Source organism: Streptomyces sp. NPDC021012, assembly GCF_044333355.1.
Taxonomy (GTDB): domain Bacteria; phylum Actinomycetota; class Actinomycetes; order Streptomycetales; family Streptomycetaceae; genus Streptomyces.
Map to the genome: position 1 here is coordinate 400,090 of NZ_JBIRQU010000002.1, position 13,785 is coordinate 413,874.

Sequence of the window (13,785 nt, forward strand, 5' to 3'; positions counted from 1 at the left end):
CAGCCGGGCATCACGGTGGGAGACGAAGACCAGTCAGCGTTGACAACGCTCGTGATCAATACACCAGGCCGCCCTCTTCGGACCGTCCGGCTCGGGGAGCACGTCGACGCCTTCGGCCTCGACGCCCTGTGCCAGGGCTGAGTCCACGACGTACACCTGGCCTCCGCCCGACTTCGACATGCGATTCACCGCACGCGGGTGAACCATGGAGAGAGGTCGTGCGTGCGGCAGCCGCAGACGGGGGAGTCAAGGCAGCTGTTCCGGCTCCGGCTTCCAGAGGTGGCGAGCGTGGACGTTTTCGATGCCGTCGTCGTCGGGTCGGGTTTCGGCGGGTCCGTGACGGCGTATCGCCTGGCCGACGCCGACCTCCGTGTATGCGTCCTCGAAAGAGGGAAGCCGTTCCCGCCCGGGTCCTTCCCCCGCAGCCCCCACGAGACGGCCAAGAACTTCTGGGACCCGGATTCCCGGTTGTACGGGATGTACGACATGTGGAGCTTCTCAGGGATGGACGCGCTCGTGTCCAGCGGGCTGGGCGGAGGGTCGTTGATCTACGCGAACGTGCTGATCCGCAAGCCGGAAAGCTGGTTCGTGCACGAGTCCTTCGATGGCGGCTACGAGAACTGGCCCGTCACCCGTGAGGACCTCGATCCGCACTACCAGTCGGTCGAGACCATGCTGGGCGCGCGGAGATACCCCTTCGACGTGGAGCCCTATCGGAGCACGCCCAAGACCCTCGCCATGCGCCAGGCTGCCGAGCGGCTGGGGCTTCCGTGGGAACTTCCGCTGCTGGCCGTCTCCTTCGGAGACCCTCCGGTGCCCGGCGCCCCCCTCGCCGGCGGCGAGGACAATCTGCACCACAGCCCGCGCTATGCGTGCAGGCTCGTCGGCGAATGCGACCTGGGCTGCAACCTCGGCAGCAAGAACAGTCTGGACTTCACCTACCTCAGCGCAGCGCACCGGCTCGGGGCGGACATCCGGACCCTCTGCGAGGTCCGCTCGTTCGAACCGGTCCGAGAGGGCTTCCAGGTCTCGTACATCGAGCACCGCGCCGCCGGGGACGAGGATCCGTCGGCCCCTCCCGTACGGCGAACCGTCAGGGCCAGGCGGCTGATCCTCTCCGCCGGCACGCTCGGCACGACCTATCTGCTGTTGCGGAACCGCAGCGCCTTCCCCGCGCTCAGCCCGGCCCTCGGAACGCGTTTCTCCGGGAACGGGGACTTCCTCGGGCTGGTGTTCAAGGCCAAGGAGCGGCGTCGGGACCGGCCCGGGGAGACCGTGCCGCGCCTGATGGAGCCGAGTTTCGGGCCGGTCATCACGAGTGCGATGCGGGTGGACCGCAAGGGGAGCGGCGAGAGGGACCGGGGGTTCTACATCGAGGACGCCGGGTACCCGGAATTCCTCAACTGGCTCGTCGAGGACAACGTCCTCACGATGTCCGACAGGGTCGCGAGGTTCCTGCTGCGCCGAGGGTGGTCGCGGCTGACCGGGACCGCACGAAGCCGTGTGGGACGACAGCTCGGTGACGCCCTGGGCAAGGGGCTGTTCACCGCGACGTCCCTGCCGCTGCTCGGCATGGGAAGGGACGTGCCCGACGGCCGGATGTTCCTCCGGGACGGGAATCTGGACCTCGACTGGAAACCGGCCGCGTCCGATCGGTACTTCGAGCAGATGAACGAGACCATGGAGCGGGTGTCCCGCAGTCTCGGCGGACGCTACGCGGCGAATCCCCTGTGGCTGCTCAACCGCCTCATCACCGTGCATCCCGTGGGCGGCGCTCCGATGGGGAGCAGCGCACGGGAAGGCGTCGTGGACCCCTTCGGCCGCGTGTACGGCTACCCGGGACTGTCGATCGCCGACGGCTCGGTGCTGCCCGGCCCCGTCGGCCCGAACCCGTCGCTCACCATCGCAGCGCTCGCCGACCGGTCGGCCACCCGCATCATCGAGGACCACCGGCAGAACTCCGAGGACCCCTCATGACGACCGGACCGGGCACCACGCCCCACGGCGGATCCCCGCGCAGATCCCTCCTCCTCGCCGGCGGCGGGCTGAAGGTGGCCTACCAGGCCGGCGTCCTCCAGGTCCTGCTCGACGAGGCCGAGCTGACGTTCGACCACTCCGACGGCGCCAGCGGAGGCGTGTTCAACCTCGCGATGTACTGCCAGGGGATGTCCGGGCGCGAGATCGCCGACAACTGGCGCACGCTCTCTCCGCTGAAAGGCGTCAGCCCGAACTGGCGCGAACTGCCGAAGGGGCCCTACGCCCGTTCCCTCTTCACCCTGGACGGCTACCGGCGTCACGTCTTCCCGGACTGGGGTCTCGACTGGGAGCGGATCCGGGCCACCGACCGTGAAGCCACCTTCAACCTCTACAACTTCAGTGCCAACGAACTGGAGCCGGTGACCGCCGACCGCATGGACGAGGACCGGCTCTGTGCCGGGGTGGCGCTTCCCATGTGGTTCCCTCCGGTCGTCATCGACGGGCAGACGTACATCGACCCGGTCTATCTGACCGACGCGAACGTCGAGGAGGCGATCCGGCGGGGCTGCGACGAACTGTGGATCATCTGGACGGTCAGCCGAAGGCACCGCTGGCGCAACGGCTTCGTGGCCAACTACTTCCACATCATCGAGACGACGGCCAACGGCCGGCTCCAGGAATGGCTGCGCCGGATCGAGGCCAGCAACGCCGCCATCCGCGACGGGGAGGAGGGAGAGTTCGGGCGCCCGATCGAAGTCCGGCTGCTGGACGGCGAGGTCCCCCTGAACTACCTCATCAACTTCAGCCGGGACCGATTCGCCCAGGCCGTGGAACTCGGAGTCCAGCATGCGCGCCGCTGGTGCACGGACCACGGGATCCCCTGCAAGCCCGGCGAGCCTCCGGACCGCCCCGACGACCCGACCCGCCTGCGCTTCACCGAGCGCATGGTCGGCCGTGTCGTCTTCGGGGAGGACGACCCCCGGAAGGCGGCCTCGTCGGCGGGCGGAGCCGCCGCTGACATCACCTTGCACGTGACCGTGGACATCCGGGGAATGGACCGCTTCCTCGCCGACCCGGAGCACGAGGCCGAGCTGCGCGGAGAGATCCTCTGCCAAGAGCTGGGCGGGCGCCTGCCGGTCGAACGCGGAACCTTCCAGCTGTTCGTGGAGCACTCCGACCCGGAGCACCTGCGGATGCGCTACCGCCTGTTCTTCACCGACCGGGCCGGTCACCGGCTCACTCTCAGCGGGTACAAGGAGGTCAGCGAGGACTCCCGTCGGGGGATCTGGAAGGACACGTCCGTCCTGTACACGCACATCCTCCGTGGTCACGTCGCTGCCGACGAGGAGTCCGGAGCCGAGTCGGTGGCCTCGGGAACCGTTCACATCCGCCCCACCGACTTCCTGAAGCAACTCACCACCTTCCGGGTCGAGGCGCCGACGCTGCCCGGCAGGGTCACCGCCCTGGGACGGTTCGGTCAGTTCTTCCTCGGCAAGCTGTGGGACGTGTACGCGCAGAACGTCCTGCCCTGGTCCCCGCTGTGACCGAGGAGGAGTCGACATGGACTTCCATGAACTGCGCAGACACGCGGAGGCGCTCCGATTCACTCCTCAGGAGCAGGTCCGCTGGCTCGCGCCGAAGGAGCTGGCGCGTACGGCGGTCAAGGTCCTGCTGGCCGCCGTCTTCGCCGACTACTCGGACAAGCGAGAGATCCAGGGCGCCCTGAAGGCCGGTCTCCTGCGGGCGCCGTTGGCGGATCCCGGCGCCGAGGAGATCTGGATCGATTTCGTCGCGGACCTCGGCGACGGATTCGAGGCGACGGCCTCGGTGGCATCCGTCCTGGGGGCGGACCGACTCGCCGTCGACGGGGCCGACCCGCTCCCCCGTGGCGCGCTGCTCGTCCTCGGCGGGGACCAGGTGTACCCGGTGGCGTCGGCGACCGGGTACGAGGACCGGATGAAAGGGCCCTACCGCGCGGCGCTCCCGTCGGCGCCGGACGAGCCGCTCATGGTCGCGCTGCCGGGCAACCACGACTGGTACGACGGACTCACCGCGTTCCTAAGGATGTTCGCCCAGGAAAGCGCGATCGGCGGCTGGCAGACCCGGCAGACCCGGAGTTACTTCGCCGTGGAACTGCCGCAGCACTGGTGGCTCGTCGGTCTGGACAGCCAGCTCGGCACCTACTTCGACGATCCGCAGCGGCGCTACTTCGAGACCCACCTCTCGCCGCGGCTGCGTCCGGGTGACAGCGTGATCGTCTGCTCGGCCGAGCCCACCTGGGTGAGGAGCGACGAGAGGCCCGACGCCTTCAACTCCCTGCACTGGTTCGACCGCAACATCGTGCGGTCCCGCTTCGACCGGACGACCCGGGAGCGCGAGGAGACGGGCGCCTCGATCCGGTTGTGGCTGACCGGCGACAAGCACCACTACGCCCGCTACGCGGAGCGGCTGCCCGACGACCGGGCCGGGGCCGGCGATGCCCTGCCCCCGGACCCCCGGCGGCGCCAGATGGTGACGTGCGGCCTCGGTGGGGCGTACCTCTCGTCCACCCACAGGCTCCCGAAGGCCCTGCTCCTGCCGCCGGCCGCCTCGCGCATGCAGAAGAAGGACCAGCCGCCGACTGTGCTCGCCCTCGCCCAGCACACGTACCCGGACGCGGCGGAGTCCCGCTCGCTCGCCCGCGCCATCGCCGAGCCGTGGTCGCGGTACTGGCTCCCTCGGCGCAACCCCGGATTCGCCGTCCTGGCCGGGGCGGTACAGGTGGTGCTCGTCCTGATCATGAGCGGCGCGTTCGCGCTGGCCGAAGGCCGGCACAATCCCGTCGGGGCCTTGCGGAGCGCCGGCGTCGACGATGTGCTCGGCCTGCTCTGCACGAGTGTCGTCCTCTTCGTCCTGCCCTTCGTGATCGGCTGGTGGAGTGGGCTGCTGCGCGAACGGCGCCCCAGGGCGCCGTCCGGTCCGGTCGTGGCCGTGCTGTTCCAGGCGGCGGTCGCCGCAGCGTCCCTGACCGTCACCGTCGCCATCGCCCGGTCGGTCCCGTCCTCCTGGAACGGCTTCGCGTTCCTGGCGATCCTGCTGGTCGTCGCCGCGGTGCTGGGCGCTTCCCTCGGCTCCCAGCTCTTCGCCCTGTGGGTGCTGTGGACGAACCGGGGCCTGGTCGCCGACTGGCAGATGTCCGGGCAGTCCATCGACGACCACAAGGGCTTCCTCCGGATGCACCTCGCACAGGACGGCACGCTCACCCTCTACCCGCTGGCACTCGACGGGACCTGCCGGAACTGGAAGATCGACGAGGTCGCGGACGCAGAGGGCGTGTGGAAGCGGCCGGTACCCGAGCCTGCGCCGACCGTACGGCTCATCGAGGAACCCGTCGTGATCGCACGGCACGGTCAGGGGTGACCGCGAGGAGGCACCGGACCGATTGTCTGCGAACCCACTCCTTCCGGCTGACGGCGACCGCCTCACCGTCACGGCTCTCCCCAGCACGGTTACGGTCGGTCGGCGGGTAGGCGCGGATCAGCCGGTCGAAGGGGAACCGTCCGGCCCGCCACAGGCCGGTCAGCCGGGGTACCAGCAGTCCGGGTACCGCGCCGCCTTCTCAGATGTGGCGGAGGCTGCGGCCCCGGTCGAGCGTGCCCGGTCCGAGCGGCAGCGGGGTGCGCAGGCGTGCCACGAAGCCGGGGGTCCCGGTGGGGCACAGTGTTTGGAGCGCGTTGTTGATGAGCGGGGCCGCCCCGGACGGCGTTGCGGGCCGGGACGAGCGCGTGCGCGGCGAGGGAGGACTGGCCGAACCATCAGGGGGCCGGCGCCTTCCCCGATGGCGCCGGTGAGCCGTGGCGCGCCCTCTCGCGTCCTCCGAAGAGGTTGGGAGAGGCGAAGGAGCCGCAGTAGGCGGGGCGGCGGCAAGAAGGTCGTCTCGGCCGAGTTCTGCACGCCCCGGCCCCCCTGACGCCGGGCGCCACCCGCTCCCGCACGTGCCAAGGGCCGGGAAGAGGAGATCGGCGGCCGCTGTGCCGCCACCGCTCTTCTGCGCTCGTCGGGCTCCGTCACCCTCGGGGACATGCATCATCGAATGTGGGGAGACCATCGGCACCATCGACGAGGAGTGGCGATGAGGTTGTCGTTCCTTGAGCCCCTCTACGCGGAGCCGGGTCCGTACGCCTCCGTGTACCTGGATACCTCCCGGAACACAGAGGATCCCGAGCGGGCGATCGCGCTTCGCTGGCGGCAGCTGCGCGAGAGCCTGTCCCGTCAGGGCGCGGATCAGGGGCTGCTGAACGTGCTGGAGAAGGTGGTCGGCACCGACACCGAGGTGCCCGGGGTGCACGGGCAGACCCTCTTCGCCGCACACGGCATGCTCGTGCTGAACGGGGAGCTGCCCTGGCCGCCCGAGCACGACTCCGCGCGCTACAGCACCCTGCCGGACGCGATGCCCCTCGTCACCCAGCACGTTCCGGAGATCCCCTACATGGCCGTGGTCGTCCACTACGGCGGCCTGCCGACCGCCGAAGCCCGCGGGTGGGTGACGCTGGAGGCGGAGACCGGCACCTGGCCCACGTCCACCGTCGCCCCGGGTGAGCGGCTGCACCGCAGGGTCTCGGTGGCGACCTGGCACCGCACCGCCCTCCGGCTCGGCCATCGGCTGGACGAACGGGCGCGGCGCGCCCATGCCGACGCCGTCGTCGTCGGCGGCGACGAGTGGGCGTGCAACGTACTGATCCGCCGCCTGCCGCACACCCTTCGGGACAAGGTCGTACGCGTGGGCGGCCGGACTCCCACCGACACCCGACGCGCCCTCCTTGAGCCCCAGCTCGACGGCGTCTTCCGCGGGCGCATGGCCGCGCACGACCGGGAACTCGTGGACGTCTTCATCGGCCGGCGTGCCCTGGACGGACCCATGGCGGAAGGGCTGGCCGCCACTGTGGCCGCTCTCCAGCGCGGCCAGGTGGCGGCACTGTTGCTGAACCGCCCACCCGCGTCGTCGCTGCTGCTCTGGGCAGGCTCGCAGCCCACTCAGCTCGCCCTGAGCGAGGCGGAGCTGATGTCCTTCGGCGTGCGGGCCCCACGTGAGGAGCGCGCCGACGAGGCCCTTGTCAGGGCCGTCGTCGGCACTGGTGCCGAACTGGTGGTCGTACCGGAGAGCGAGCTGGGACTGTACGAGGGCGTGGGCGCCCTGCTGCGGTACACCGACCTTGGGACCCCGTCCTGACACCGGCACGCTGCCCGTTCCACTCCCCCGGCAGATGAGCACCCAACCCTCCCTGATCGCGATGACGGTCTCGGCGCTCGGCCATGCGCGTCGTCGGCGTCGGGCTTCTGCACGACCTGCTCGACGGGGCCCGCCCACGGCCGGCCGGACAGGACGTCGGCAAGACCGAGGGCGTACTCGGCAACAGGATCCTCGGATGTCACGCCGTGCCGCTTACGGCCGCGCCTCGTTCCCGCAGGCCCCGGGAACAGCTCCGCGCCGGTGACCGGCTCATCCGGCCGATCGGCGATGCCACGTTCAGCGCTGATAGGTCCCGACCAGGGTGCCCGAAGCCAGCTCCCTGCCCTTCAAGGCACGGTGCACGTCCTCGGCGCCTGGGTGACCGTGCAGCGGCAGCGGCTCGGACAGGGCATACAGACGGAAGAAGTAGCGGTGCTGCCCGTGCCCCGGCGGGGGCATCGGCCCTCCCCAGCCGACGCGCCCGAATCCGTTGGGCCACGGCAGTCCGCCCTGGGGTTTCTGGCCCTCCGCCACGCCGGCGGTCCCCGGATCGATGCCGGTCACCAGCCAGTGCAGGAACGTCGTCCCCGGCGCATCCGGGTCCTCGCACAGGAGCACCAGCTCCGTGGCCTCCCGGGGCACCCCCGACCAGGTCAGGGGCGGTGAAATGTTCTCTCCTTCCCCGCTGTGGCGACGGGGGATCACCGTTCTGTCGTCGAACGCGGTGCTGCTGAGTTCAATTCCGCTCATGCGCCCCGCCATACCCGCGGGTGGCGGCGTCGGCACCGGTCCGCACCCGAAACCCCTCGTTCGACCCACCCCACCCGGCCCACCGCGGGAGGCCGGGCGAAAACGGCGGCTCCCCAGCGGTCACTCGACCGGGAGGCCGGATGCCAGCCAGTCCTCGACGGCGGCGACGTGCACCATGCTGGCGGCGGCCGCCAGTTGGGCGTCGCCCGCGGACAACGCCCGCCAGATGGCCTCGTGGTCGCGGTGGGCCTGTTCGCGGGCCGGGGCGTGGTGGGTGCCGCGGACGATGCGCAGGCGCTGCGTGTGCGTCGAGAGGATGCCGAGGAGGGTCGAGAGCACCGGATTGCCCACGGAATCGGCGATCGCGCGGTGGAACTCGATGTCGAGGGCGACGAACGCCTCGATGCCGATGCCCTCCTCGGCGCTCCGGTCGAGGATGCCGCGCAGCTCCTTCAGCTGTTCGTCCGTGAGGCAACCGGCCGCCAGAGCCGTGACCTGCGGCTCCAGCAGCCTCCGTACCTCAAGAAGTTGGCCTGCGGTGTGTCCGTGGGAGACGTCCGCCGCGAAGGCGAGCGACTCCAGGAGCAGATGGGGCTCCAGGCCGGACACGTACGTGCCGTCGCCCTGCCGGGGAACGAGGATCCGCATCGCGGTGAGGGCCCGGACGGCCTCGCGCAAGGAGCTGCGGGAGAGGCCCAGTTGGTCGGCCAGATCGGCCTCGTTGGGAAGGCGGGCGCCCGGTTGCAGAGCGCCGGAGACGATCATTTCCTTGATCTTCTCGATGGCCAGGTCGGTGACGGCCATGCCGTGGTTCTCCTGGGGTGTGCGCCGAGGCGGCGCTGTCCGTTCCCGAGGGACGGTCAGCGCCGCTTCGACGGTGAGGGCGGATGTCTATTCCTGCTTCTCGCCGGAGGCGAAGCGGGAGATGATCAGCGCGATGATGATGATCGCGCCGTTGAGGAACTGGTTCCACAGAGGTGGCACTCCGGCGAGGGTCATGACGTTGACCACGAGCTGGAGGGTGAGCACGCCGGTGAGCGCACCGAAGAGGGTGCCCCGGCCGCCGTTGAGGCTGACACCGCCGATGACGGTGGCGGCGAAGACCTGGAAGATCCAGCCGTTGCCCTGGTCGGCGGAGATGGACCCGTAGTGACCGGTGTAGAGGATGCCGGCGAACGCGGCGATCAGACTGCCGAGGATCAGAACGGTCCACACGACGCGGTCGACCCGGATGCCCGCGGCGCGCGCGGCCTCCGAGTTGCCGCCGATCGCGTACAGGGCACGGCCGTGGCGCAGCCAGGCGAGCGCGCTGCCGGTGACGAGGAACAGAAGCGCGCAGATCCAGATGGCAGCGGGCACGCCGAGCCAGCTCGCGCGGCCGAGGTACGTGAAGGAGCCGGGCACGTTGACGATCGACTGTCCCTCGGAGACGGCGACCTGGAGGCCGCGCAGCAGGGTGAGGGCGCCGAGGGTGACGATGAAGCCGTTGAGGCGCAGCTTGAGGATGAGGAATCCGTTGACCGCTCCGATGACCGCGCCGACCAGAAGGCACAGGGGGATGGCGGCCCAGTCGGGGAAGAGCCCGAGGCCGTTGAACCGGGCGCCGTGGTCGGGCAGCACCAGCCACACGGCGATGACCGGGGCGACGCCGATGGTGGACTCCAGGGAGAGGTCCATCCGGCCGGAGATCAGGATGAGGGTCTGGGCCAGGACGAGCAGGCTGAGCTCGGTGGCCTGCTGTGCGACGCCGAGGAGGTTGTCGGACGTGAGGAAGGCCGGTGACACGGCGAACCCGATGACGCACAGGACGAGCAGGACCGGCACGAGGGACAGGTCGCGGTAGCGGGCCAGGGTGAAGCGGCGCTCCGCGGGCGCGGGAACGACGGCGGTCGGGACCGTGCGGATCTCAGTGGTGGGAGACATCGGATTCCTTCGTGTGGTTCAGGCCGGTCATGCCCTCCATGGCGGCGACGAGTTGTTCGTCGCTCCAGCCGTGCGGGAACTCGGCGACGACGCGTCCGTGGAACATGACCAGGACGCGGTCGCACACCCGGAGGTCGTCGAGCTCGTCGGAGACGATCAGGGCGCTCTTTCCGCCGTCGGCGACCTCGCGGACCGTGCCGAGCAGGGACTCCTTGGACTTGACGTCCACCCCGTTGGTCGGGCGGACGGCGACCAGGACGTGCGGCTCGGTGGCGAGGGCGCGGGCGATGACGACCTTCTGCTGGTTGCCACCGGACAGGTCGGAGACGGAGGCGGAGGCCCCTGGCGTCTTGATGTCGAGGTCGGCGATCATCCGCTCGGCGAAGGCCCTGGTCCGTGAGGGCAGCACCATGCCGAAGGGGCCGAGCTGATCGGTGACGGTGAGGGTGGCGTTCTCGGCGACGCTGCGCTCCGGGACGAGTCCCTGGATGTGCCGGTCCTCGGGTACGAAGCCGATGCCGGCCGCGAGGGCGTCGGGGACGCGTCCGGTGCGGACGGGACGGCCGTCGACCGTGACCGTGCCGGACCGGGGCCGTCGCAGTCCGGCCAGGGTCTCGCCGAGCTGGACGTTGCCGCTGGCCGCCGCTCCGGCGAGCCCCACGACCTCCCCCGCACGTGCGGTCAGGGTGACGTCGTGATAGATCCCGGTCAGGCTCAGGCCCGAGACGTCGAGGAGCGGAGTGCCGGACGCGGACGTACGGCCGGTCACCGACCAGGCGGGCTCGGTGCCCCGGACGCTCTCACCGGTCATCGCCTCCACCAGGGCCTGCTGGTCGAGCTCGGCGACCGGGGCGGTGGTGATGTGCCGGGCGTCCCGGTAGACCGTCACCGTGGAGCAGAGCTCGTACACCTCCTGCAGGTGGTGGGAGATGAAGAGGAAGGCGACGCCCTGCCGCTGGAGAGCGCGAAGCTTGTCGAAGAGCCTCTCGATGCCGCGGGCGTCGAGTTTGGCCGTGGGCTCGTCGAGGATGATGAACCGGGCGCCGAAGGAGAGGGCCCGGGCGATCTCCACGAACTGGCGCTGCTCGACGGTGAGGTCCTCGGCGCGTGCGGTCGGGTCGACGTCCACGCCGTACTCGGCGAGCAGGTCGCTCGCGCGGTGCCGCAGGCGCTTCCAGCTGATCGGGCGCAGCGCACCGGAGCTCTGCCGGTCGAGGAAGAGGTTCTCCGCGACGGTCAGGCCCGGGATGATGGTGGAGCGCTGGTAGACGCAGGCCACCTTGGAGCGCCACGCGTCGGTGTCACCGGGTGCGGGGGCCGGCTCTCCCTGGAAGTGCAGGGTGCCGGTGTCGGGCTGCTGCAGGCCGGTGAGGATCGACACGAGCGTGGACTTGCCCGCGCCGTTGCGGCCGACGAGGGCGTGGGATTCGCCCGGTGCGACGGAGATGCGTGCGTCGCTGAGGGCGACCGTGGCGCCGAAGCGCTTGCTGATCCCGTCGGCCTCGACGACGGGGCCCCGGTCGGGGCTGGGGTCCGCCATGGCGGGGAGTCCTTTCGGCTGGAGCGGCGTGCGGTCAGGGCCGTGAGCGGCGGCGGAGGAAGTCGGTCGGCACGCCGCCGCTCAGGGGCTGAGAGGGACTACTTGCCGACGTTGTTGCCCCACAGGGCCTTGTCGTCGACGTTCTCCTTGGTGATCAGGGGGGCGGGGAGCTGGTCCTCGAGGCCGTTGGGCAGGGCGACGATCGTCGACTGGTGGTCGGTCGGGCCGGGCTTGAACGTCTTGCCTTCGGCGGCGGCCTGCGCGTAGTGGAGGGCGTACTTGGCGTAGAGGTCCGCGGGCTGCGAGACGGTCGCGTCGATCTGGCCCTCGCGGATCGCCTTGAGCTCCGCCGGGATGCCGTCGTTGGAGACGATGCTGATGTGTCCCGGCTGTCCGGCGGGCTTGAGCAGGCCCTTCTGCTGGAGCAGTGCGAGGGTGGGCTGGAGGAAGACGCCGCCGGCCTGCATGTAGATGCCGCCGAGGTCCGGATGGGCGGCCAGGGTGGACTGGAGCTTGGCCGAGGCGACGTCCCCCTTCCAGTCGGTGGCGAGCTCGATCACCTTGATGCCGGGGAATTCCTCCTTCATGCAGGCGGCGAAGGCCTCGGAACGGTCCCGGCCGTTGATGGAGCTCAGCGCGCCCTGGAGCTCCGCGACCTTGCCCTTGCCCCCGAGCTGCTTGCCGAGGAACTCGCAGGCCTTGGTGCCGTACGCCTTGTTGTCGGCGCGCACCACCATGAAGACGTCCCCCTTGTCGGGACGCGTGTCGACGCTGACCACCGGGATCTTCTTCGAGGCGAGCGTCTCCAGGGTGGAGGCGATCGCGCCGGTGTCCTGCGGGGCCATCACGACGGCCTTCGCGCCGGTGTTCTGGAAGACCTGGACGTTGGCCACGAGCTTCGTCACGTCGTTCTGGGAGTTGCTCACCGGCAGGGTGTTGAGGCCCTTGTCCTTGGCGTCCCGCTCGATGTACTGCGCATAGGAGTTCCAGAAGTCGGAGTCCGCGCGCGGCAGATCGATGCCGAGCGCCGGCTTGCCGCCGGAGGAGGCCGTGTCGCTCGCGCGGTTGCAGGCGGTGGCGAACCCCGCCAGGACGGCCACGGCGGCGGCCGTGGCCGCGATTCTGGAGGAGCGAGGCTTCATGGTGCTGATCTCCTTGGCTGGAATGCGGGCGCCCCTGAGGGGGTGGGGGGCCGGGGCGTGATCCGGCGATGAGGAACGGCCGGAGACTCCCGAGTCATCGGATGGCTCCGGGCAACGAGGACCTTACGAGTCGGAAACCCCACTGACAAGAGGAGACCTCGGATGAATTACGAACCCAGTTCCAGGCCTCCTCGGCACGGTCACCGCCGGGGGAAGCAGGGATGCTGACCTGCGCGGGAGCGGTTGGGAACCCGCACGGCCGATAAACATCGGATGACTCCTTGCGGTGAGGCGAGCAAGGCTCGTATGGTCATGCCGCCGCGGATTCATCAGATGTGTCGGCTTGAGGGGCGTGGTCCCCGAAGCGACGACAGGAGACGAGACATGAAGCTGATGCGTATCGGCATGCCCGGGGACGAGACCCCGGTGGTCCTGGACGAGGACGGCGCCGCGTTCGACCTCAGCACCCTCACCACGGACATCGACGGGCCGTTCCTCGCCTCCGGCGGGATCGACCGCGTCCGGCGGGCGCTCGCTGGAGGCGAGCTGCCGCGCCTCGACGTCACCGGCCGGCGGACGGGGGCCCCGGTGGCCCGGCCCGGCAAGGTGGTCTGCGTCGGCCTCAACTACCGCGACCACGCCGAGGAGACCGGCGCCCCCGTCCCCGAGCGGCCGGTGGTGTTCATGAAGGACCCCTCCACCGTCGTGGGCCCGTACGACGACGTGCTGATCCCGCGCGGGTCGGTCAAGACCGACTGGGAGGTCGAACTCGCGGTCGTGATCGGTCGGGAGGCCCGCTACCTCGCGAACCCCGCCGACGCCCCCGGCCACATCGCCGGCTACGCCGTCAGCAACGACGTGTCCGAGCGCGAGTTCCAGCTGGAGTTCTCCGCCCAGTGGGACCTCGGCAAGTCCTGCGAGACCTTCAACCCGCTCGGCCCCTGGCTGGTCACCCCCGACGAGGCGGGCGACCCCCAGGCCCTGGGGCTGAGGCTGGCCGTCAACGGCGAGGCGCGCCAGGACGGTCACACCAAGAACATGGTCTTCGACGTCGCGTACCTCGTCTGGTACCTGAGCCAGTACATGGTGCTGCGCCCCGGCGACGTCATCAACACCGGCACCCCGGCCGGCGTGGCCCTCGGCCTGCCCGGCACCCCCTACCTGCGCGCGGGCGACACCGTCGAGCTCTCGATCGACGGCCTCGGCACCCAGCGCCAGACCTTCAACAACGCGTGAAAGGCACC

Annotated in this window: 10 protein-coding genes; 5 read left to right on the plus strand and 5 right to left on the minus strand. The window is 70.3% G+C overall.

Annotated features, from left to right (window positions below; genetic code table 11):
• Positions 1-288 precede the first annotated feature (288 nt).
• From ACH4TP_RS07200 to ACH4TP_RS07215, 4 genes are all read left to right on the plus strand, one after another.
• Positions 289-1,977, plus strand: coding sequence for a GMC oxidoreductase (locus tag ACH4TP_RS07200; RefSeq protein ID WP_398436250.1), 1,689 nt, complete (start codon positions 289-291; stop codon positions 1,975-1,977).
• Positions 1,974-3,521 carry a patatin-like phospholipase family protein gene (locus tag ACH4TP_RS07205; protein WP_398179671.1) on the plus strand — a complete coding sequence of 516 codons (1,548 nt, stop codon included), beginning with the start codon at positions 1,974-1,976 and terminating at the stop codon, positions 3,519-3,521. The genes ACH4TP_RS07200 and ACH4TP_RS07205 overlap by 4 nt, the downstream gene beginning before the upstream one ends.
• Before the next feature lie 16 nt (positions 3,522-3,537).
• Complete coding sequence (locus ACH4TP_RS07210; RefSeq protein WP_398436252.1) at positions 3,538-5,376, plus strand: hypothetical protein; 1,839 nt, start codon at positions 3,538-3,540, stop codon at positions 5,374-5,376.
• Positions 5,377-6,088: 712 nt separating this feature from the next.
• Positions 6,089-7,186 (plus strand): hypothetical protein, encoded by a 1,098-nt coding sequence (locus tag ACH4TP_RS07215; protein ID WP_398436253.1) that lies wholly within the window; start codon positions 6,089-6,091, stop codon positions 7,184-7,186.
• A 297-nt stretch (positions 7,187-7,483) separates the two neighbouring features.
• Here the strand turns inward: ACH4TP_RS07215 and ACH4TP_RS07220 are convergent, their stop codons facing one another.
• The 5 genes from ACH4TP_RS07220 to ACH4TP_RS07240 form a co-directional block, all read right to left on the minus strand.
• Positions 7,484-7,936 (minus strand): YbhB/YbcL family Raf kinase inhibitor-like protein, encoded by a 453-nt coding sequence (locus tag ACH4TP_RS07220; RefSeq protein WP_398179662.1) that lies wholly within the window; start codon positions 7,934-7,936, stop codon positions 7,484-7,486.
• 120 nt (positions 7,937-8,056) lie between these two features.
• Complete coding sequence (locus ACH4TP_RS07225; RefSeq protein WP_398436255.1) at positions 8,057-8,740, minus strand: FadR/GntR family transcriptional regulator; 684 nt, start codon at positions 8,738-8,740, stop codon at positions 8,057-8,059.
• Positions 8,741-8,827: 87 nt separating this feature from the next.
• Positions 8,828-9,859, minus strand: coding sequence for an ABC transporter permease (locus ACH4TP_RS07230; protein WP_398436257.1), 1,032 nt, complete (start codon positions 9,857-9,859; stop codon positions 8,828-8,830).
• Positions 9,843-11,399, minus strand: a complete 1,557-nt coding sequence (locus tag ACH4TP_RS07235; RefSeq protein ID WP_398436259.1) for a sugar ABC transporter ATP-binding protein — start codon at positions 11,397-11,399, stop codon at positions 9,843-9,845. The genes ACH4TP_RS07230 and ACH4TP_RS07235 overlap by 17 nt, the downstream gene beginning before the upstream one ends.
• 98 nt (positions 11,400-11,497) lie before the next feature.
• Positions 11,498-12,541, minus strand: coding sequence for a sugar ABC transporter substrate-binding protein (locus ACH4TP_RS07240; protein WP_398179650.1), 1,044 nt, complete (start codon positions 12,539-12,541; stop codon positions 11,498-11,500).
• Between the two features lie 384 nt (positions 12,542-12,925).
• Here ACH4TP_RS07240 and ACH4TP_RS07245 point away from each other — a divergent pair, with 384 nt between their 5' ends.
• Entirely contained in the window at positions 12,926-13,777 is an 852-nt protein-coding gene (locus ACH4TP_RS07245) for a fumarylacetoacetate hydrolase family protein (RefSeq protein WP_398179647.1), read from the plus strand.
• Positions 13,778-13,785 lie beyond the last annotated feature (8 nt).

What these genes read in the sequence shown, in the direction of transcription:
- ACH4TP_RS07205 (WP_398179671.1), top strand. Translation starts at nt 1,974, where the DNA reads ATGACGACCGGACCGGGCACCACGCCCCACGGCGGATCCCCGCGCAGA.
- ACH4TP_RS07210 (WP_398436252.1), top strand. Translation starts at nt 3,538, where the DNA reads ATGGACTTCCATGAACTGCGCAGACACGCGGAGGCGCTCCGATTCACT.
- ACH4TP_RS07215 (WP_398436253.1), top strand. Translation starts at nt 6,089, where the DNA reads ATGAGGTTGTCGTTCCTTGAGCCCCTCTACGCGGAGCCGGGTCCGTAC.
- ACH4TP_RS07220 (WP_398179662.1), bottom strand. Translation starts at nt 7,936, where the DNA reads ATGAGCGGAATTGAACTCAGCAGCACCGCGTTCGACGACAGAACGGTG.
- ACH4TP_RS07225 (WP_398436255.1), bottom strand. Translation starts at nt 8,740, where the DNA reads ATGGCCGTCACCGACCTGGCCATCGAGAAGATCAAGGAAATGATCGTC.
- ACH4TP_RS07230 (WP_398436257.1), bottom strand. Translation starts at nt 9,859, where the DNA reads ATGTCTCCCACCACTGAGATCCGCACGGTCCCGACCGCCGTCGTTCCC.
- ACH4TP_RS07235 (WP_398436259.1), bottom strand. Translation starts at nt 11,399, where the DNA reads ATGGCGGACCCCAGCCCCGACCGGGGCCCCGTCGTCGAGGCCGACGGG.
- ACH4TP_RS07240 (WP_398179650.1), bottom strand. Translation starts at nt 12,541, where the DNA reads ATGAAGCCTCGCTCCTCCAGAATCGCGGCCACGGCCGCCGCCGTGGCC.
- ACH4TP_RS07245 (WP_398179647.1), top strand. Translation starts at nt 12,926, where the DNA reads ATGAAGCTGATGCGTATCGGCATGCCCGGGGACGAGACCCCGGTGGTC.